This window comes from Sulfuricurvum sp. (genome assembly GCF_028712165.1).
Lineage (GTDB): Bacteria > Campylobacterota > Campylobacteria > Campylobacterales > Sulfurimonadaceae > Sulfuricurvum.
In genome coordinates, this window is sequence record NZ_JAQTQR010000016.1 from 1 (window position 1) to 19902 (window position 19902).

At 43.6% G+C, this 19902-nt stretch carries 21 protein-coding genes; 20 read left to right on the forward strand and 1 reads right to left on the reverse strand.

The window, feature by feature from the left end; genetic code table 11:
- From PHP90_RS04270 to ligA, 16 genes are all read left to right on the forward strand, one after another.
- Positions 1–231: hypothetical protein (locus PHP90_RS04270; RefSeq protein WP_299925741.1), on the forward strand; the 231-nt coding region annotated here is incomplete at its 5' end.
- A gap of 136 nt (positions 232–367) precedes the next feature.
- Positions 368–619 carry a hypothetical protein gene (locus PHP90_RS04275; RefSeq protein ID WP_299925744.1) on the forward strand — a complete coding sequence of 84 codons (252 nt, stop codon included), beginning with the start codon at positions 368–370 and terminating at the stop codon, positions 617–619.
- Positions 609–953, forward strand: coding sequence for a type II toxin-antitoxin system PemK/MazF family toxin (locus tag PHP90_RS04280; protein WP_299925747.1), 345 nt, complete (start codon positions 609–611; stop codon positions 951–953). Before PHP90_RS04275 ends, PHP90_RS04280 begins: the two co-directional genes overlap by 11 nt.
- Positions 954–1074: 121 nt before the next feature.
- Positions 1075–1926 (forward strand): hypothetical protein, encoded by an 852-nt coding sequence (locus tag PHP90_RS04285; RefSeq protein WP_299925749.1) that lies wholly within the window; start codon positions 1075–1077, stop codon positions 1924–1926.
- 56 nt (positions 1927–1982) lie between these two features.
- On the forward strand, positions 1983–3128 hold the full coding sequence (locus tag PHP90_RS04290; protein ID WP_299925752.1) for a succinyldiaminopimelate transaminase: 1146 nt from the start codon (positions 1983–1985) through the stop codon (positions 3126–3128).
- On the forward strand, positions 3116–3580 hold the full coding sequence (locus PHP90_RS04295; protein ID WP_299925754.1) for a hypothetical protein: 465 nt from the start codon (positions 3116–3118) through the stop codon (positions 3578–3580). The genes PHP90_RS04290 and PHP90_RS04295 overlap by 13 nt, the downstream gene beginning before the upstream one ends.
- The gene (gene murC, locus PHP90_RS04300; RefSeq protein WP_299925756.1) at positions 3577–4887 is read left to right on the forward strand and encodes a UDP-N-acetylmuramate--L-alanine ligase; all 1311 of its coding nucleotides are present in this window, start codon (positions 3577–3579) and stop codon (positions 4885–4887) included. Before PHP90_RS04295 ends, murC begins: the two co-directional genes overlap by 4 nt.
- 3 nt (positions 4888–4890) lie before the next feature.
- Positions 4891–5220 carry a hypothetical protein gene (locus tag PHP90_RS04305; protein ID WP_299925759.1) on the forward strand — a complete coding sequence of 110 codons (330 nt, stop codon included), beginning with the start codon at positions 4891–4893 and terminating at the stop codon, positions 5218–5220.
- Positions 5217–7436: an endonuclease MutS2 gene (locus PHP90_RS04310; protein ID WP_299925892.1), complete on the forward strand. Its 2220-nt coding sequence runs from the start codon at positions 5217–5219 to the stop codon at positions 7434–7436. Before PHP90_RS04305 ends, PHP90_RS04310 begins: the two co-directional genes overlap by 4 nt.
- A 252-nt stretch (positions 7437–7688) precedes the next feature.
- Positions 7689–8525, forward strand: coding sequence for a hypothetical protein (locus PHP90_RS04315; RefSeq protein ID WP_299925761.1), 837 nt, complete (start codon positions 7689–7691; stop codon positions 8523–8525).
- 184 nt (positions 8526–8709) lie between these two features.
- Positions 8710–9138, forward strand: a complete 429-nt coding sequence (locus PHP90_RS04320) for a hypothetical protein (protein WP_299925764.1) — start codon at positions 8710–8712, stop codon at positions 9136–9138.
- Between the two features lie 240 nt (positions 9139–9378).
- Positions 9379–10338, forward strand: coding sequence for a DUF2971 domain-containing protein (locus PHP90_RS04325; protein WP_299925767.1), 960 nt, complete (start codon positions 9379–9381; stop codon positions 10336–10338).
- A gap of 128 nt (positions 10339–10466) precedes the next feature.
- Positions 10467–10739, forward strand: a complete 273-nt coding sequence (locus PHP90_RS04330) for a type II toxin-antitoxin system Phd/YefM family antitoxin (protein ID WP_299925770.1) — start codon at positions 10467–10469, stop codon at positions 10737–10739.
- The gene (locus tag PHP90_RS04335; RefSeq protein ID WP_299925773.1) at positions 10736–11065 is read left to right on the forward strand and encodes a type II toxin-antitoxin system RelE/ParE family toxin; all 330 of its coding nucleotides are present in this window, start codon (positions 10736–10738) and stop codon (positions 11063–11065) included. The genes PHP90_RS04330 and PHP90_RS04335 overlap by 4 nt, the downstream gene beginning before the upstream one ends.
- A gap of 106 nt (positions 11066–11171) precedes the next feature.
- A complete protein-coding gene (locus PHP90_RS04340; protein ID WP_299925776.1) occupies positions 11172–12122 on the forward strand; it encodes a tetratricopeptide repeat protein in 951 nt (316 codons plus the stop codon).
- A 45-nt stretch (positions 12123–12167) separates the two neighbouring features.
- Positions 12168–14180, forward strand: coding sequence for an NAD-dependent DNA ligase LigA (gene ligA / locus PHP90_RS04345; protein ID WP_299925779.1), 2013 nt, complete (start codon positions 12168–12170; stop codon positions 14178–14180).
- On the opposite strand, the gene PHP90_RS04350 is transcribed toward ligA, so the two are convergent.
- Entirely contained in the window at positions 14106–15299 is a 1194-nt protein-coding gene (locus PHP90_RS04350; protein WP_299925782.1) for an FAD-dependent oxidoreductase, read from the reverse strand. The genes ligA and PHP90_RS04350 overlap by 75 nt on opposite strands.
- Before the next feature lie 145 nt (positions 15300–15444).
- Between PHP90_RS04350 and PHP90_RS04355 the strand changes: the two genes are divergently transcribed.
- Genes PHP90_RS04355 through PHP90_RS04370 form a run of 4 tightly spaced genes read left to right on the forward strand, consistent with a single transcriptional unit; the run spans position 15445 to position 19707 of the window.
- Positions 15445–17715, forward strand: coding sequence for an EAL domain-containing protein (locus PHP90_RS04355; protein ID WP_299925785.1), 2271 nt, complete (start codon positions 15445–15447; stop codon positions 17713–17715).
- Positions 17712–18422 carry a TlyA family RNA methyltransferase gene (locus PHP90_RS04360; RefSeq protein ID WP_299925788.1) on the forward strand — a complete coding sequence of 237 codons (711 nt, stop codon included), beginning with the start codon at positions 17712–17714 and terminating at the stop codon, positions 18420–18422. The genes PHP90_RS04355 and PHP90_RS04360 overlap by 4 nt, the downstream gene beginning before the upstream one ends.
- Positions 18403–19230 (forward strand): bifunctional riboflavin kinase/FAD synthetase, encoded by an 828-nt coding sequence (locus tag PHP90_RS04365; RefSeq protein WP_299925791.1) that lies wholly within the window; start codon positions 18403–18405, stop codon positions 19228–19230. The genes PHP90_RS04360 and PHP90_RS04365 overlap by 20 nt, the downstream gene beginning before the upstream one ends.
- 60 nt (positions 19231–19290) lie before the next feature.
- Positions 19291–19707, forward strand: coding sequence for a c-type cytochrome (locus PHP90_RS04370; protein ID WP_299925794.1), 417 nt, complete (start codon positions 19291–19293; stop codon positions 19705–19707).
- The last annotated feature ends 195 nt before the right edge of the window (positions 19708–19902 follow it).

Consider the following 19902-nt stretch of genomic DNA (forward strand, 5'->3'; position numbering starts at 1 on the left):
ATAATGGGATATTGGAAGAAAGAAAATATATTTTTTATGACCCGTTTAATAACCATGGGGGCAATATTGCCTGTATTGGCTTTTCCAGTCGGTAAAACACTTTTTCTATTTAGTATATTTTTTCTTTCTAAAGTTTTGATTGTCGGAGTTGTCACATATTTCGGATTACGCTTTGGAATGTGGACCGCGCGTTATTTCAATACATTAAGAGTGCCGATAGAGATAAAGTAGTAAAAGTTTCCATAAAAAAACGCATTTTATAATTGAAAATATTTAAATATCGGTAGGGGTAAGAAAAAAGTGCTCTTGAAATATTGACACAAAAAGTGTACAATGTTTGACATAAAGATGTCAGAAGGAGGAACTAATGACACAAATCATCGGTACGCGCGAATTAATGCGCAACCCTTCGCTATTACGGATCGATCCGCAGGAAACATTGATTATCGAAGATAAAAAAGCGCATAAAACCCTCGGTATTTACATGGGAGTCGAAGCGGCAAAAGAGTTTGAAGCCTATCGCGCGAAAGCACAATTGCTTGAAAGTGCCCGAAAAATTCGTCGCCATGCACTAGAAGAATACAATGCGCTAAACGAGAGCATCGACGATGGTCTATGAACGCGGTTCTATCGTTTTAGTCAACTTCAATCCACAAAAAAAAGCTGAAGAGGTCGGGAAAGTCCGACCCGCCCTTATCCTCTCTGACACTATGCTCAACGATATTCTCGATCTCGTCACTGTCATCCCCTTTAGTACTAATCTCATAGACGATGCTGAACCGTTGCGCATACGGATGGCTCCGCGCGATAAACTCAAACATGAGAGTGACGTGATGATTGAACAGCTACGCAATATTGCCAAAAGTCGAATCGGTGAGTGCATCGGGTATGTGAGTGCGGATGAATTGGCGAAAGTCGAGTATGGTGTGAAAATGATGTTGGGATTGGCATAGTTAGGTGAAAAGGTATTGAACTTTCAGTGTTCGTAGTGAGCTCACATTCGGAAAATCAGAATAAAATTAGATACAATATTTGGTTTTAAATATTAAAAAATAACCAAATAATGGAAATCGTATGGAAGAAAATACAGAACTCAAAAGACCGTGGACGATAAAGTGGGCGGTAGGATTATTATCTTTTGTTTTTATAACAGGATTAATTGAAGGAGTTTTGAACCACAATGTGAATTCAGCACTTCTAGCTCAAATCGCTTTTATACTGGTATTGCTTTTTGGAATATGGCGAGGGAATCGCTGGGGAAGAAATCTATTATTTTTAAGTTTATTATTCATTTTGCCTCTCGCTGTTTTACTCTTTGGTCTAATGATACAAATACCGTCTAAATGGGATCTGGGGTATGCCATAGGCGTATTTAGAACATTACTTTCAATTGTCGCAACAGTATTTCTTTTTATGAAGTTATCAAATGAATGGTTCGCTTCGATGAAGGGGGAATCATTCCAAGAAGATTTGAAACAGTTATCATGGAATTTTCAACTTACTCTGATTGTAATTTCTATTGGACTTAGTGCTTTGGTGATAGATATTAATAATAGATTAGATCTTTTTACATTCATGGGGGATGTGATTCGTAATGTCTTGGATTATAACGAGCGACAGGCTATGCTAGTCGGTATTGATGCTTTTGGATTTTTGATCGGAGCTATAATCGTTTTGTTTCCATTCGGGATATTGTTGGGGTATTGGAAAGAGGGAAATGCGATGTTATTAACTCGATTGATAACCATTGGGTCCATTTTTCCTATGATAGTTTTTAGCATAGATAAAACACATCTCTTATTCAGCATATACTTGATGCTCTCTCAAGTAATGATTGTTGGAGTAGTTGTGTATTTCGGATTACGCTTTGGAATGGGGACCGCGCGTTATTTCGATACATTGAGAGTGCCGATAGAGATAAAATAAAATACAGCCTCACAACGCTATAATATATCTCTTAATTCCATTACAAAGATTATCCTTTGCATTTTGAACCGTACCCATTTGAAAAACTGACTCAACTTTTAGAGGGGATTACTCCGAATCCCGCGTATTCACCTATCGCTTTGACTATCGGGGAGCCGCAGTTCGAGACTCCGGCATTTATCCAAAAATCGCTGGCAAAACACTCCGAAGAGCTTCGTCGTTATCCGAAGACGGCAGGGGAAACGTACCTGAATGACTCGATGCGCGGGTTTGTTGAACGCCGTTTCGGTGTCAAGCTCAAACCCAATGAACTGATCAGCAGTTTCGGTACGCGCGAAGTGCTTTTTAATTTCCCTCAATACTATTTGTTTGATAAACCAAACTCGGTAATGGCCTACACCAATCCGTTCTATCAGATTTATGAAGGGGCCGCGATTGCTTCCCGTGCTAAAGTGATCCATCTGAACCTGAACGAAGCAAACGGTTTCAAGCCCCGTATCGATGAAGACGAACTGGCTCTATGCGATCTCGTGATTTTGAACTTCCCGAACAATCCGACAGCATCGGTTCTCACTCTCGAAGAGTTGGGAACGTGGGTAAAACTTGCTCTCAAACACGATTTCTGCCTCATCAACGACGAGTGCTACAGCGAGATTTATACGGCAGAGAAAGTCCCTTCGCTTCTCGAAGCATCGGTCTACGTAGGGAATACCTCGTTTAAAAACGTCCTCGTCATCAACTCGATCTCCAAGCGCTCTTCCGCACCGGGGCTTCGCAGCGGATTTATCGCGGGAGACGCTGAGATACTCAAAGGGTATGCGCAGTATCGAACCTATGTCGGATGCGCTTCACCGCTTCCTCTGCAAGCGGCGGCGGCAATGGCATGGGCAGATGAGGAACACGTTGAACGTGCCCGTAAAGTGTACGCAGAGAATTTTAAAGCGGCTCAGGAAATTTTAGGGATTGATACTTCAGACGCGACGTTTTACGTCTGGCTCAAAGTCGATAATGCGCTTGAATTGACTCAGCGTCTGTATCGAGACTATAATGTGAAAGTATTACCGGGGGAGTTTTTGGCACGCGAGAATGCTCTAGGTGAAAATCCCGGTATCGGCTATATCCGTATTGCGCTCGTCGAAGAGACGGTACGTACCATCCAAGCACTTAACCGCCTAAAGGAGGCAATGTCATGCAAGAATTAAAAGATAAAATTTTTCAGGCGCAGAGCGAGGGGGACATTGCCTCGTTGTATGTACTCGAATCGCAGGCACATGAGACGTTTGATGAAGATACTTTGATGGCCTATTATGCGAATATTCTCGATTTGGCACTGGAACGTCTCACCAATGCGTTAGAGAGTCTCGAAAAACTGGATATGAACGAAGTACAGGATTTTGCAACGTTACGCGCTTTGTATGAATATGCGATCGAGCATTACAGTGCCGGTTCGGCAAGCGATGCAAGTGCGTTGTTCGAAGTCCTCGGCGGAATCAGCAATGATGAGCCTTTCGGTGAAGCGATGAAGATGCACCGTGCGGCATGCGATACTCAAATCCCGTTTGATGATTTTATCGATGACTATGTCGATATGGTTGCAACACAAAACGGCGGGAAATTTTATATCAGCACTTTTAAAAAGGAAATTGCACAATGAAAATCCACTTTATCGGAATCGGCGGGATCGGTATTTCAGGATTGGCAAAATATATGCGTTTCAGCGGCCATGAGGTGAGCGGTTCGGATATGAAAGCGACTCATATCACACAGCGTCTGATCGATCGCGGGATTAAAGTTTTTATCGGTCATGACGCAGCAAATATCCCTGAAGGGTGTGATCTGGTAATCCATTCGGCGATTATCCGACCGACCAATTCTGAAATCGTAGAAGCGCATCGTCGCGGTATCGAAGTGCTCCATCGCCGTGACGCCCTGTTGCGAATATTGAGTGAGAAAAAAGTATATGCGGTATGCGGTGCACACGGAAAAAGTACGACGACGGCGATTTTGGCGGCGATAATGGACGGAAGTGCGATCATCGGTGCGGAGTCTAAAGGATTCGGTTCCAATGTTCGTTACGATGGAAGTACCGATGTCATGCTATTCGAAGCGGATGAATCGGATGGCAGTTTTCTCAACTCCAACCCGTACTGCTCGATCGTGACCAACGCCGAACCGGAGCACATGGAATATTACAACTACAATCTCGATGAGTTTTACAGTGCCTATAAACGTTTTATCGAGATGGGAAGTGTACGGGTTATCAACGCAGAAGATCCGTTTATGGCAACACTGACATGCGATGCACTGCGTCTTTATCCGAGTGTCGATATTACCAATATTACCTATGTTCTCATCGATGACGAACCCTACACCCGTTTTCATCTCAAGGGATTCGGTGAGTTTGAAGTCTGGGGATTCGGGGAACACATCGCTATGGACGCCTCATTGGCGATCATGGCAGCTGCACAAACGATGAGTATCGCTTCTATCCGTGTCCATTTGCTCAACTTCCGTGGGATCAAAAAACGCTTTGATGTGATTTTCAAAGGAAGCGATCGCGTCATTATCGACGATTACGCCCACCACCCGACCGAAATCAAAGCGACAATGCAGTCGCTTACAACCTATACCGAGCTAAAAGGATTTAAGCGCATCGTAGCCATCTGGCAGCCGCATAAATATTCTCGTACAATCGATAACCTCGATGCCTTTGTTGAGTGTTTCGAAGGGTGTGAGACGCTGATTATTCTTCCGGTATGGGCAGCGAGCGAAGAGCCTCGTGAAATCGATTTCGAGGGACGTTTCGGACGTTACAACCTCGTTATGGCCGATAAACTTCACCGCGAAGGGGATGCGATCCAAGTGATCGTAGCAGACGAAGTGGTGAAAACGTATGACAAAAACGTGATCGTCGGATTCGGGGCAGGGGATTTGACCTATCAACTCAGAGGAACCAAGTAAATTATGGGGTATCTGGTATGGTTTGGGATCGTTGCTCTTGTTTTTGCTTTGATGCACTACTTTACGGAACTGAATAGCCGTCAAAAAGGTTTGATTACTCTGCTCGTAACGCTGTTTGTCATAGGGGCGATAGCCTATAATATTCAAAGCGACCGAGAGCGCTCACGGGTGATTGCGATTGAGCTCCAATACCGTCAAGGGAAAAATCTCATCTGTCATGGGATTGACGTTAATAATACAACCTTCTCTTACAGCGACGGAACTCAGAGTTTTATCGGTAACCCAGGGACAGCTCATGAACAGCAAATACTGAATGCGCGTGAGTGTCAATGACGCGTCTCTCATCTAACCTTGCCGAACTTTTCGGAAAACTCGATCTTCTCCCTCATATCGCCTCATTAGAGCATTTTTTTTCCCGTGAGCAAAATATTGCTATCCCCGGAGATCAGGAACGTCATTTCCGTTATATCCAAGCCCTTGATGCGTTGGAGTTCAAAGCCCCTCCGAAAAGCGTATCGTTTGAAAGTATCATCAACCATTTGAAAAAACAGGGTGTTTTGCGCTTTGAAGAGATTTTTGAACTCCTCAAAGTGGTTCGCTATTTTCGGCTTATGCGAAACAATGATTTTCCGGGGATCATCGGCGAATGGATGGGGACGATTATCATCCCAGAACCCTTTGGCGAGATCGATGAGTATTTCGATCATGAGGGGAACTTTATCGAATCGCGCGATGAGGAACTCTATAAAATCGCGCAGCGGATCAAATCGATCAAAACGGAGATCAACGAGTCTATTAAACGGCTCTTTCATACTCAAAAGCTTACCCCGTATCTCGTGGATACCCAAATCCATTATGTCAATGATGAAGAGTGTCTCCTTGTGCGCGGCGGATTCAACCATGTCCTCAAAGGTTCCGTCGTCGGACGGACGGGTGCGGGATTTTTCTACGTCGCGCCCGATGCGGTATTGCGTTCCAAAGAGCAGCTTCGCTACGCGATGCAGGAGCGTGAAACGAAACTGTATGAGTACGCGAAGCGATTCAGTGCGAAACTCTCGAATCTCGTCCCGTTCATCGGCTTTTGTGATCGAGAGTTCGAGCGGTACGATCATTACCAAGCGCGGGTATTGTTTGCCCGTGCACGTGATTTCGCGATTCTCAAGCCCCAAAACAACACCGATATCATCCTCGAAGAGTTCTCCCATCCGGCGATCCATAAACCCAAACCGATCAGTGTCGATTTCCGCTCCAACCTTCTGATGATTACGGGAGTCAATGCGGGGGGTAAAACGATGCTCCTCAAATCGCTCCTCTCGGCGAGTCTAATGGCGAAATATCTCATCCCGATGAAGATCAACGCCAGCAAATCGCGTATCGGGAGTTTCAAGCGGATCGAGGCGGTTATCGATGATCCCCAAAGCGTCAGTAACGACATCTCCACCTTTGCGGGTCGGATGGTGCAGTTTAGCCATCTGTTTGAACACAAAAGCGCCCTTGTCGGAGTCGATGAGATCGAACTGGGAACCGACAGCGACGAAGCGGCGGCACTCTTTGCCATCGTTCTCGATGAGTTGATCAAACGGGGACAGAAGATCATCGTTACCACCCATCACAAACGGCTCGCCGCATTGATGGCGGATCGGGACGATGTGGAGCTGATGGCGGCACTCTACGATGAAGAACGTCGTCTTCCGACCTATGAATTCCTGCAAGGGGTGATCGGGAAGAGCTACGCGTTCGAGACGGCGTCACGTTATGGGATCAATCCCGCCATCATCACCCGTGCGAAATCTCTCTACGGTGAAAACCATGAAAAACTGAGCGTCCTCATCGAGCGGGGAAGTGAGCTGGAGCGGGAGCTGAAGCGGAAAAACCGCGAAGTGGACGAGCGTCTCGAAGCGCTCAAAGCGCAGGAGAGCGCACTCAAAGAGGCGCGGGAACACTTACGCTCAGAACTCGATGCTGAAAAAGCGAAGCTTCGCGCAGGGTATAACGAAGCGGTACGCGAAGCCAAAGAAGCGGCGCGAGGTATGGATATGGCGGCGATCCACCGACAGCTGAACCGTGCGCAAGCGAAACTGCCAAAAGCAGAGCCGATCAAAATTGCCGAACCTGAACCAATCCGTTACGAAGTAGGGCAGACGGTAAAATATCGCAACCAGCGCGGAACGGTCGTGAGCGTCGGGGCGAAAGATGCGATGATCGAGGTGGAGGGGATGCGGCTGCGGGTCAAGCTCACCGATCTTAAACCCAGCGGCAACCTCCCGAAAAAGCCTAAAACAACCCATACAATGCAGGTGGAGCAAAAGAGCGGTCTCAAACTTGATCTTCACGGATTACGCGGAGAGGAAGCGTGCGAGCGGATGGACAAATTTCTCTCCGATGCGCTTTTGCAGGGATTCGATGAGGTGATCATCTATCACGGTATCGGGACGGGGAAACTCTCTTTTGCTGTCAAAGAGTTTCTAAAAGAGCACCCGAGTGTCAAAAGTTTTACGGACGCCCCGCAACATCTGGGCGGATTCGGGGCGAAAGTCGTTCGGCTTTAGGTATCCGTTCGTGGTAAGCTTGTCGAACCATGAATCGGATGCCCTTCGACAAGCTCAGGTCGAACGAAAAACCACTTCTTTCTAGTTGCAAACTTTTTCACTTAATAGTAAAATCTTTAAAGTTATGCCATTTTGTTGAATTTTGATAGACAGGTCTTGATATTCAGATATTCTAAGCATCTGATGATCCGTTTTGAATTGGGTAAAAAGGTGCATTTTTGAATGAAGAAATAGTTAGATAGGAAAAGTGTAATGAGAGAAAAAATGTCAGCTACTTTATTTGTCATAATATTGGCATTCATTGCAGTATTCAGTGCGGAAGTATTCAATAAACTATTTATTAATGTAAATAATAAGTTCTCTGATACGGCTTCTGGAGCATTCCTCGGTGCGTTTTTGGCTTTTTTATTTGTGAGGCTGGGTGATTTCTTTAAATCATATTCTGATCGTGTCACAAAAGGATATAACGCTCTTATTAAACTTGAACACACATTGAATAGTTTGTTGAGTGATCTAGATGATAATGTTTATATAATAAATATTTTTGAAAATAATTATAAAGAACACTTAAGTCGTGGCATACAAAATAAGGTATTTCTGTGGGGCAACAGGTTGAGTGAGGTCACATTAATAGGAGACATAAAGCTTGAGTTACTGAATATTGATCTCATAAACGAATTATTTATTTTGGATGTGCATCTGAAAAAGCTGAATGATTCCATAAATACAATCAATTCTATTTATGTGGAATCCAAAGATGCCTTACTTGGTGGGAATATAGATGAAAGTAATTATCAGCACAATTTATCTAATGTGAATGCTCAGTTACTAAATATGAAGAAGTTCTTTGTCACAAATATTGAAGAAACAAAGAATGTATTATCTGCAGTCCGTGTCTTGGGAAGAAAACGTCCACTTATGAACTATGTTCTTAAAGCCCTCGCTGGTCACGAATATGGAAACAAATTTGAGTTACTGCGCAAATCTGAATTAGACAATTTGAATGCCGAAATTCAACATGGACGGGAAAAAGGTAAAGAGAGGATTGCTGAAATAATGAATATTGAGAATGAAATACCTAATAAATAGCTCAAGTTGTTTGATTTCTCTTGTTTCCACTCTCTTGATGGGAGCGAGAAATCTCGAAAAAGCAACCACCCCTGCACCGAAGATTGAAGCCGATATTGAGTATTTTCTTAATTTAAAATAGAGACTATTCAATAAGGTAAATTTATGTTATAGTAATATTTATATATAAAAAAAAGGGGTCACAATGAAACGTTTTCTCCTGTCAGCGGTAATCGCCGCTGCTACTTTCACCGCTCCGGCAATCGCTGCCGATGTCGGTGTTTCGATCAGCGTCGGTCAGCCCGGCTTTTATGGCCAAATTGACATCGGCGATTTTCCACGACCAAGGGTACTCTATACTCAACCGGTGATTATTGAACGGGGTATATCGAGAAATCGTCCGCCAGTTTATCTGCGCGTCCCACCACGCCACGCAAAAAATTGGAAGCATCACTGTCGCGAATACCACGCCTGCGGCGAGCGGGTCTATTTTGTGCGCGATGATTGGTACGAACGCGAGTATGTTCCGCGTTATAGAGAAAAACACGGTGATCGCGGGCATGACAACCGTGATCATGGTGACAAAGGCCGGGGTAATGATCATGGGGACAGAGGTCACGGCAATAACCGTTAGGCTTCTTTCTCCTTTCCGTTTGTGGTGAGCGTGTCGAACCATGAACAGTTTCCTTTTGTCATACCCGACATAATCGGGAATTCAGCTCTCCGTCATCCCGTACTTGATACGGGATCTATCTCCTTTTCCCTTGTAAATCTTTTCACTTCACAGTACAATCTTTAAAAATATGTCGTTTTGTTTAATTTTGGTTGATTGATTTTGGGAATGAATCATATTGTTATATTTAGAGGAATGTAGATGAGTTTAGATGATGAAAAATTACAAAAAATATGTATGCCTTACCTATCTAAACAACAACAAGTATTAAAAGAACGTAATAATCAATTTGTACATTATACATCTGCAGATAATGCAAAAAACATAATTCAGAGCAAAAGACTCTGGATGCGAAGTCCAAAATGTATGAATGATTACATGGAAATTGAACACGGGCACAGCCAACTAGTTGATTTTTTCAATACACAGAAACATAAAGATTATTTTTCAAAAATCATGAATTCAATTGCAGAAGACGCGTCTGATATCATCTTAAATCAATTTGACGAATGGTGGAAAAAAATAGAAAATGATATCTATATAGCTTCAATATCTATTCACCATGCAGATGAGAATCAGTCTGGTCGACTATCCATGTGGCGTGCATATGGTGAACATCAAGCAAAAGCTGCGCTTGTATTAAACAATCCTCCTGAACCAATTAAAGGATTGGCACTTATTCTAAGCCCAGCTGCATATTTTACTTATGAAGAATTAGAAAGTGAACTGCTTTCTATGATTAATAACATCAATGACAACATGGAATTTATTAAAACACTTGACTCAAACAAAGTTTTAGTGAATGTAATAACATACTTAATTACTTTAGCCGTTTGTTTAAAACATCCAGGCTTTAAAGAGGAAGAAGAATGGCGAGTTATTTATCTTCCTAAAATGCAAGAACAAGCAAATGAATTAATAGAAAAATCAGTTGAATCAATCGCCGGAGTACCACAAATAGTTTATAAACTAGTATTGGAAGAGTACAAAAACTTAGAAGTAACAAGTATGAGTATTCCAAATTTAGTTAATAAAATTATTATTGGACCCACTCAATATCCTTTAGCACTTCTAGATGCATTTCATATTTTACTAAATGAGGCTGGAGTTAGTGATACATCAAATAAAATTGTTATTTCTGATATACCATTAAGAACATGAGGGAAAGAATTAGGGGTTAGGTGATAATTATGACTAAGTTCTTTCGTTCCCACTTCCAAATTCCTCTAAATCAAATTTGACACAATCAGTCTTAATTCGGTATCATATTAAGACCGAAGGAGTTTATGATGCAACTGATGAATGATATTAAACCCATTACCTATTTAAAGAGTCGAGCGGCAGATGTACTAAAACATATCAATGAAACGCATAGACCTATGATTATCACACAAAACGGTGAAGCTAAAGCGGTTATCCAAGACCCGCAAAGTTATGAAGATATGAAAAATGCGATTTCGCTGTTAAAACTTCTATCTTTTGCAGAAGAAGATATAAAAAACAGCAATGTAGAGAGTGAAGAGGATGTATTTCGTTCGGTAGAAGAATTGCTGAATAAATGAGTAAAACCTATAAACTGCAATGGACGCTGAATGCTAAAAATGATCTTTTAAATATTATTGAATATATTAAAAAAGATAGTCCGAGTAATGCAAATGATATTTATTTGAAAATCAAAAAAGTAGCTCATTCCAGTAATTTTTTCCCTTTAAAAGGGAGAATTGTACCGGAACTCCACAAAGAAGGGATAACACTCTATCGAGAGGTTATCGCTTCTCCTTGGCGGATTATCTACAAAGTCGGTAATGATACGGTTTATATCATGGCTATTTTGGATTCGAGACAAAATATTGAAGAGATATTGCTACAAAAGCTGTTAAAAGGTTGATGTGTTATTAGATTCGGCTCAAAGATCGTCAGTCTTTGATTTTGGTTTTAAAACGCTAAAATCATATAATCGATAAATGGATACTTTTAAAAAGTAGGAGAGTGGTGTGTTTAAATCTCTTTTTCGTCCTTTATTTAATGCCATAAACTTCAAACAATTGGAGAAGACTGCCGAACAGGGCGACCCTGATGCGCAAAATAAATTGGGTGTCATGTACCATTTAGGTTCCTATATCCCCCAAGATTATAAAAAAGCCGTTTATTGGTATACCAAAGCCGCGAATCAAGCCCATACCCAAGCAGAAGCCAATTTAGGGGAGATGTATGAATACGGGTTGGGTATTATGCGTGATGATGCAAAAGCCGTATATTGGTATACCAAAGCCGCACAACACGGTGAGGCAAATGCCCAAAATGCTCTGGGATGGATGTATGAAAAAGGCAAAGGGATTGAACAAGATTATGCCGAAGCAGTAAACTGGTACCGAAAAGCTGCGCTGCAAGGGGAAGCTGATGCCCAGTATAATCTCGGTGTCATGTACGATGCCGGCAGAGGGGTTACCCGAGATTATATCCAGACATTGATTTGGTTTCGAAAATCTGCTGAGCAGGGATACGCACCCGGTCAAACGAGTTTGGGTATGATGTATGCGCATGGTCATGGTGTGGCACAAGATATCCGCATCGCACTCGAGTGGTATCAAAAAGCCGCAGACCAAGGATATTCTCTTGCACAAAGATTGCTTGGGGATTATTATGAAACCGAGAAAAATATTAAAAAAGCGATTTATTGGTATCTGTTAGCGGCAAAACAGGGGGAGACCACTGCTCAAACCAATCTGGGATTGATGTACGGAGTCGGACAGGATATTATGAAAAATTCGATTATATCTTATGCGCTGTTGGAAATGGCGGCAGCTGGCGGAAACGAAACGGCACAGGATATCCGATACGTGATTGCAAAAGAGCTGAACTCCGACCAGATTAAAGAAGCGCATGTATTGGCAAAAGAGCCCGAAGAGTTATGGAAACGGATTGAGAGTACTGTTCAAGACTGATTCCCGCATAAATACACTAAATTCATCCAGACGAAGAGATTAAAAATGACCCACACCGAATACCAAAATGCCGTAGAACTACTAAAAAAATATTCCTACCACTACTACGTCCTCGATGATCCGATCACTACGGATGAAGAGTACGATATCCTCTATCATAAAGTTGTGGCGTATGAGCAGGAACATCCCAATGATATTATCCCTGACTCTCCGACACAACGGGTAGGGGACGTTCCTCAGGATAAATTTGACAAGGCACAGCATCTTAGCCGTATGTGGAGTTTAGAGGATCTTTTTAACCGTGAAGAGTTGGAGACATGGGTAAATCGTATTACGAAAAGCTACGGTGACGTGATATTTTACTGTGAGCCGAAATTTGACGGTGCAAGTTTAAACCTGATCTATGACAACGGTGTACTCACTCAGGCGATCACCCGAGGAGATGGTGTTGAGGGGGAAGATGTTAGCCAAAATGCCAAAACGATTCAGAGTGTCCCTTTAACGATCGACTATAAAGATCGGATCGAAATACGGGGGGAAGTTGTTATTTTCAAAGACGATTTTGAAAAGATCAATGAAGAGCGGTTGCGCAACGGCGAATCACTGTTTGCCAATCCTCGAAATGCCGCGGCAGGGAGCCTTCGTCAGCTCGATACCCGTATTACCGCGTCGCGCCGTCTCGTCTTTATGCCTTACGGGATAGGCTCTAACACATTGGAGATCAAAAATCTCTCGGAGCGGATGGAGTGGGTGTATGCTCTGGGCTTCCGTAATCCTCATATGACCCATTTGTGCGACAGTGCAGATCAAATCGAGACGTTTTATCATGAGATGCGCCTTGAACGGGATAATTTCGCGATGCTTTTGGACGGGATGGTTATAAAAGTCGATGCGATCAGTGTCCAGGATGAGCTGGGATATACGGTCAAAAATCCCCGCTGGGCGGCAGCGTATAAGTTTCCCGCTATCGAGAAACTGACAACCCTCAAAGAGGTGATACTGCAAGTGGGGCGCAGTGGTGTCGTCACTCCCGTGGCCATCGTCGAGCCTGTGGATATCGAAGGGGTGACGGTAGAGCGCTCGACACTCCATAATTTCGATGAGATCGATCGCAAAGATATCCGCATCGGCGACAAAGTAATTATCTTGCGCAGCGGGGATGTTATTCCTAAAATCGTGAAAGTGATCACGAGTGAGCGTAACGGCAGTGAACGTGTCATTCCTCGCCCTCTTCATTGCCCTGTGTGCGGATCTGAGCTTCTCGATGAGGGGGCATTGATCAAATGCCAAAACCTCTCATGCGAAGCACGGGTCGTTAACTCGATCATCTATTTTGCTTCCAAACAGTGTCTTAACATCGACGGGTTAGGGGATAAAATCGTCGAAGCCCTTCATCAGTCGGGGTTGGTGAACGAGGTGAGCGATCTTTTCAGTCTTACGATGGAACAGCTCCTCAGTTTAGAAGGGTTCAAAGAGAAAAAGAGCCGTAACCTGATCGATGCGATAGCGGCGGTAAAAGGGTGCGATTGTTGGCGATTTATCAATGCCCTCGGGATCGAACATATCGGTGAAGTGGCATCAAAAACACTCTGCATCTCATTCGGAACGGCGTTTGACACGGCAAGTCGTGAAGAGATTTTGGCGTTGGACGGGTTCGGAGGGGAGATGGTCGAATCGATCCTCGAATTTGTCCGTGTCAACAGTGATAAGATCGAAAGACTCCGATCGATTTTAACTCCTGTCGCTCCCGTAAAAGTAGAAGCGGTAGAAAATCCGTTCAAAGGCAAAAGCGTCGTCATCACCGGTTCGATGAGCGTACCGCGTGATCAGATTAAAGTGATACTGGAAGAGCTGGGGGCGAAAGTCGCATCCTCGGTTTCAAAAAAGACCGATTACGTTGTGTACGGTGAAGATGCAGGGAGTAAATACGATAAGGCGGTAGAGCTTGGCGTGGCGTTACTCACCGAGAGTGAGTTTCGTGCCTTAACGCCGCTTTCCGATAGTACCCCGACGGCGCAGGGGAGCAGTGTACATCCTAAAAATAGCCTTTTTGATTAGAAAGGCGAGATACCCTTTTACCTTGATCCCTCCCGGTAGCATTCCTGCTCCGTATTCCCCTCCGAGGGCAATCATTACACCTTGATTTTTAAAACGAAACGGTTGTTTTGCTTTTCCTTTGATCGAGAGGAGGATATTGCGTGCGGCGTGTTCCGCTCCCCGTTCGGCGAGTTGGGCGGTCGGAGGGATGAATTTACCGTTTTCATCGAGGGCTTGGGTAATATCCCCGATGGCGTAGATATTGCTGTGTGAAGGAATATTGAGCATCTCATCGACGACTAAATGACCTTTGTTATTGGTTTCAAATCCCAGATATTGGGTGATAGTCGATGCGGCGATTCCTCCGGTGAAAATCATAAATTCGAAACCGAGCGTTTTACCGTTATCGAGAAGAATTTCATTGGCACGGACTTCGCTGATGCGGTTGTTGTGCCATACATGAACCCCCAGATGGGTGAGACGTTCAAACGCACTTTCAATTAGAAACGGATCCATCCCAAAGAGGATACTCTCATACGCATCGATGAGGTAAACATCGATACCGCGGCATCCGAAATTCCCGTTTTGGTAAAACTTGTTGGCATATGCCGCCATTTCAGCAGCAATTTCAACGCCTGAAAGTCCCGCTCCGCCGATGACGATGTTAAAAGGCTGTACATCACAGCCTTGTGATTGAGCTTCAATCCGGTTGAGCAGCGCTCTCTCAAACTGTTGTTTAAAATCGAGTGCTGCAGGGACACTTTTAACACCGTGCGAATGTTCACGAAGACCGGTGATGAAATCGGGAAAATAAGTTCGGCTTCCGGTTGCAATAATGAGATAATCGTAGTGTATTGTTCGGGTTTGTGTGGAGATTGTCGAAGAGGGTGTATCGATGGAAGTGATCTCATCGCATACAAATTCCACCAATCCGAAACTTTTGCACAGAGAAGGGAGATCGATCATAATATGAGACATATCGACCTTGTTGGCAATAAAGTCATAGACCTCTGCTTGCATGTAATGGTAGGGGTTTTTGTCAATCAGGGTGATAGAGATGTGGCTGTTTTTAGCTAAATGTTCAACCGCGCGTATTCCGCCATATCCTCCGCCGATGATAGCGACATGAACGCTCTTCATAAAATCCCCTAATATTTTTCTGCAATAGTAGCGGATTTTATGCACTTTCTCAACTATTATTGAGAGGTATCTGGCTATAATTTGAACACGATTTAAAAAAGAAGCTCCTTAGATATTTGGGAGGGATTAGGGTAGACGATACGTTATGAATGAAACAATCCATCCGTTATCCTGTTCGATTGAAGCTATGTCAATAGAATCCGAATCCTTTCCGTCCTCCCAATACGTTGAAATTTTTACCCTCCAGAACCAAATATTAGAGTTAATGGCGTTGGGAGTGGATGATACTGAAGTTTTACATCGATTGTGCGAACTCGAAGAGAAACTGGTTCCCGGTTCGGTAGCATCGATTATGATTTTGGATGAGTCTACCGGATTGATGAATGTTTTGGAAGCTCCGAGTATTCCGCAACACGGTATCAAGATGCTTAACGGTCTGCGCCCGGGGCCGGGAGGCGGTTCATGCGGGAACGTCTTGTATACCAAACAGGCACAATTCGTTACCGATATCGAAAACGATGCACGGTGGGATGAACTCCGTCCGGTTGCCAAAGCTTTCGGTCTGGGGGCGTGTTGGTCTATGCCGGTGCGAAGCGAGGGGAACACCATCATCGGTACCTTTGCCCTTTCATCATTTGAAAAACGTGTTCCCACCGCATTTCATAAAAGTCTTCTGGAAATCGGAGCGTTTATCGTCGGTATTCTTTTGAAACGGCGAGAACACAGTACACAGATCCAAGAACACAAAGAACGGATTCGTATATTAGGAACCGCTTTTGAAAAAGCACGTGAAGGGATTATGATCAGCAATGAATGCAATCAGATCATAGAAGTGAATCAAGCATTTATGGATGCGTTCGGATATACCTATGAAGAGGTGATCGGGAAAAACCCGAAAATCCTCGCTTCCGGTCGGCACAATCATCTCTATTATGAACAAATGTGGAAAGCAATCAATGATGAGGGGTACTGGAACGGGGAGATATGGAATCGTCATAAAGACGGACATGAAATTGTCCAGTGGATGAGTATCTCGGTTATTCATGATGCTCAAACCAAGGCAAAAAATTATCTCGCATTAACATTGGATATCAGCCAGCTCAAAGCAAGTGAAGAAAAACTCTCCTATATGGCATTTCACGATCCTCTGACCGGATTGGCAAATCGGACGAAACTTTTTGAACGGATCGATCAATTTATCAAACGTTCACGTCGCACCCAAGCGATCGGTGCGTTGCTCTATCTTGATTTGGACCGATTTAAAAATATTAACGATTCGTTAGGCCATACCGTAGGCGATCAGATGCTTGTCGAAGTAGCGGATAGGCTCTCATCCCGTATCCGATCACATGATCTCATAGCGCGGGTCGGGGGAGACGAGTTTGTACTGTGGCTGGAAGATCTTCAAAACATTTCTGAAGCGGAAATCGTAGCCGAAAAGTTTTTAAGTATATTTAATGAACCTTTTGAAATAAATTCTCATGAATACCAGTTACAAGGGAGTATCGGTATCGCCTTGTATCCACAGGACGCACGGGAACGTGACTCTTTGCTAAAAAATGCCGATGCCGCAATGTACAGAGCAAAAGAAGATCCGAAACGCCGTATCGCATTTTATCGTGCTCAGATGACCCAACAGGCAAAAACGTCGCTGCGGCTTGAAACCGAACTCTATCAGGCATTGAAAAATCGTGATTTTGAGCTCTACTATCAGCCGAAAATCGATGCAAACAGCGGTGAAATGAGAGGTGCGGAAGCGCTTATACGATGGAATCATCCTACACGCGGCCTTGTATTGCCAGGAGAATTCATCCCGTTTGCGGAACAAACGGCACTCATTTCACAGTTGGGCGAATACGTTTTGGAACGTGCGTTTGAGCAGTTGCGTATCTGGCAACAACGTTCCAACGTTGAGATGAGTATGTCGGTTAACATTTCAGGGCGTCAGCTCAACGATGATGATATCAATTCGCTTTTACGCATTATCGGTATCAATATTGATTTAGCCCCTTTCATTGTCATTGAGCTTACCGAAACGTTTTTGATGCATCATGCCCACAGCGCGGTAGGAATGCTCGAACGGTTGAAAAACTCCGGAGTTAAACTCTCCATAGATGATTTCGGTACCGGATATTCATCATTAGGGTATTTGAAACGATTTAAAGTAGACGAACTCAAAATCGATCGCTTGCTGATCAACGATATTGAAATCGACGTCAATGACAGAGTAATTTCGAGTGCCGTGATTGCAATGGCACATACTTTAGGACTTAGTGTTGTGGCTGAGGGGGTCGAAACCCAGGCTCAGATCGAGATTCTTCGTGAAAGCGGATGCGATTTATTCCAAGGATTCTATTTTGATTGTCCTCTCGATGCAGAAACATTTTATAAGCGTTATTTAGAAGGAAAAGAATGAGACTCGATAGTTATTTAGTTGAACAGGGGCATGTGGAAAGCCGTAACAAAGCACAACAGTTGATAAAAGAGCATGCCGTCAGCATTGACGGCAAGATTGTCGACAAGGTCTCTTTTGATGTCGTAGATGGAATGTATGTCGAAGTCGCGAACACGGAGATGTATGTGAGTCGTGCCGCTATCAAGCTTAAAGGATTCCTCCCCTATACCGGATGGGATCTAAAAAATCTGCGGGCATTGGATATCGGATCGAGTACCGGCGGGTTTACGCAAGTGCTTTTGGAAAACGAAGTCTCCAGTGTAACCTGTGTCGACGTAGGGAGTGAACAGCTCCATCCGAGTTTACGGGGCGATTCACGTATCAGCCTTTATGAAAATACTGATATACGGACTTTTTCGAGTGAAGTGCCGTTTGAGATCGTAACATGCGATGTGGCGTTTATCCCACTGGAATTGATACTCGAATCGATCGATCAATTGGCTTCGAACTACCTCATTCTCCTTTTTAAACCGCAGTTTCAGGTTGGACGCGAAGTAAAACGGGATAAAAACGGGGTTGTCAAAGACGACAAAGCCATTGGCAAAGCAATGATCCGCTTTGAAGACACCTGTGCTTTGATGGGATGGAAGTGCATTGCCAAAGAAGTAGCCCACATTAGCGGCAAAGAGGGAAATCAGGAGACGTGTTATGCCTTTATCAAAGGTTGATTCGATCAGTATCGGCGGATTTGACGGGATGCATATCGGGCATCAGCGGTTATTTGATGAGCTCGGTGAAAATGGCGCGATTGTCGTCATCGAGACGGGATATGCCAACCTGACTCCCGGAAGTGAACGTGAACACTACACCCATTATCCGATCTTTTATTATTCACTTGAAGATATTCGTCATTTGGAGGGGGAAGAGTTTATCGCTATGCTCAAGCAACGGTTCCCCCGTTTGGCGAAAATAGTGGTTGGATACGATTTTCATTTCGGGAAAAACCGCCGCTATTCGCATGCCAATCTGCATGAACTTTTTTCGGGTGAAATTCGGGTAATCGAGCAAGTTTGTCTCGATAACGACTCGGTTCATTCCCACAAAATCCGAAACAAGATCCAAATCGGGGATATCAGCGGAGCGAACCGTTTTTTAGGACACAATTACACTATCAAAGGTTCCGTGGTAAAAGGACAGGGTATCGGTAAAACCGAACTTGTCCCTACGATCAATCTGGAGTGTCCGCTCTATCTGCTCCCTTATGAGGGAGTCTATGCCGCGTTTACACGTATCGACAATGAAGAGCATTTTCATCCTTCGGTAGTGTTTGTCGGACATCGTGTAACAACGGACGGGAGCTATGCGGTTGAGAGTCATATTTTGGGTGAAACGATAGAGTCGTGTTCGAGTGCATCGGTCAGTTTTGTCAAATTTATACGTAAAAATCAGAAGTTTGAAACGCTTGATGCACTGAAAGAGGCAATTCAAAAGGATATTGCATTTGCAAAGACGGAGTTGCGTCATTTGAGCTTATAAAATATAAGATATTTTTAAACCAAAGGTGTTATCATTAAGTACACCCATTAAGGAGCGTAGATGAAAACACGTGGTTTATTTGTAGTTGGTCTTGCATCTTTGTTAATGTCGAGTTTTTGCAGTGCAAAAACATTGGAAACACCGAGTATGATTTATAAAAATCGTTGCGCAAACTGTCATGGTCTTAAAGCAAACGGAGTGCCGAAGCTTAAAGAACAGCCTGGCACTTCTGTGGAAGAAGCCGCTGCACACGGTATGGCGTCACAAGAAAAAAGCGATATTTACGGACCGCCGCTCAATAATATGACGAAAGAAGAGCTTGTGGCTAAATTGAAAGATTTAAGAAACAAAGACTTTGACAGTAAATCGGCTCACTCTGTAATGCAGAAGAACTTGAAAAAAGTCGAAGAGCGTGAAGGGAAAATTTCCGACGAAAAAATGGCAGACTACATCGTTACGACTTTTGGATCAAAATAATTTTTCTTCTCTTCATTGCCCCTTCGGGGGCTATCTGCTAACTTTTCTCTTTTTTGTTAAATTTTTACACAATATCTGAAATTTACTTCCATCAAATTGCTTAAAAAAGCACTTAATGTTCATATAATAAGCGCAAAGATGGGATTTCATTCTCTGAGTTTATAGGAATTTAATATCAATAAAGGTAAAATTCCA

Bases quoted from the DNA above. Each gene is read 5' to 3' on its own strand.
- PHP90_RS04275 (WP_299925744.1), top strand. From the start codon at position 368: ATGACACAAATCATCGGTACGCGCGAATTAATGCGCAACCCTTCGCTA.
- PHP90_RS04280 (WP_299925747.1), top strand. From the start codon at position 609: ATGGTCTATGAACGCGGTTCTATCGTTTTAGTCAACTTCAATCCACAA.
- PHP90_RS04285 (WP_299925749.1), top strand. From the start codon at position 1,075: ATGGAAGAAAATACAGAACTCAAAAGACCGTGGACGATAAAGTGGGCG.
- PHP90_RS04295 (WP_299925754.1), top strand. From the start codon at position 3,116: ATGCAAGAATTAAAAGATAAAATTTTTCAGGCGCAGAGCGAGGGGGAC.
- murC (WP_299925756.1), top strand. From the start codon at position 3,577: ATGAAAATCCACTTTATCGGAATCGGCGGGATCGGTATTTCAGGATTG.
- PHP90_RS04305 (WP_299925759.1), top strand. From the start codon at position 4,891: ATGGGGTATCTGGTATGGTTTGGGATCGTTGCTCTTGTTTTTGCTTTG.
- PHP90_RS04310 (WP_299925892.1), top strand. From the start codon at position 5,217: ATGACGCGTCTCTCATCTAACCTTGCCGAACTTTTCGGAAAACTCGAT.
- PHP90_RS04315 (WP_299925761.1), top strand. From the start codon at position 7,689: ATGAGAGAAAAAATGTCAGCTACTTTATTTGTCATAATATTGGCATTC.
- PHP90_RS04320 (WP_299925764.1), top strand. From the start codon at position 8,710: ATGAAACGTTTTCTCCTGTCAGCGGTAATCGCCGCTGCTACTTTCACC.
- PHP90_RS04325 (WP_299925767.1), top strand. From the start codon at position 9,379: ATGAGTTTAGATGATGAAAAATTACAAAAAATATGTATGCCTTACCTA.
- PHP90_RS04330 (WP_299925770.1), top strand. From the start codon at position 10,467: ATGCAACTGATGAATGATATTAAACCCATTACCTATTTAAAGAGTCGA.
- PHP90_RS04335 (WP_299925773.1), top strand. From the start codon at position 10,736: ATGAGTAAAACCTATAAACTGCAATGGACGCTGAATGCTAAAAATGAT.
- ligA (WP_299925779.1), top strand. From the start codon at position 12,168: ATGACCCACACCGAATACCAAAATGCCGTAGAACTACTAAAAAAATAT.
- PHP90_RS04350 (WP_299925782.1), bottom strand. From the start codon at position 15,299: ATGAAGAGCGTTCATGTCGCTATCATCGGCGGAGGATATGGCGGAATA.
- PHP90_RS04355 (WP_299925785.1), top strand. From the start codon at position 15,445: ATGAATGAAACAATCCATCCGTTATCCTGTTCGATTGAAGCTATGTCA.
- PHP90_RS04360 (WP_299925788.1), top strand. From the start codon at position 17,712: ATGAGACTCGATAGTTATTTAGTTGAACAGGGGCATGTGGAAAGCCGT.
- PHP90_RS04365 (WP_299925791.1), top strand. From the start codon at position 18,403: ATGCCTTTATCAAAGGTTGATTCGATCAGTATCGGCGGATTTGACGGG.
- PHP90_RS04370 (WP_299925794.1), top strand. From the start codon at position 19,291: ATGAAAACACGTGGTTTATTTGTAGTTGGTCTTGCATCTTTGTTAATG.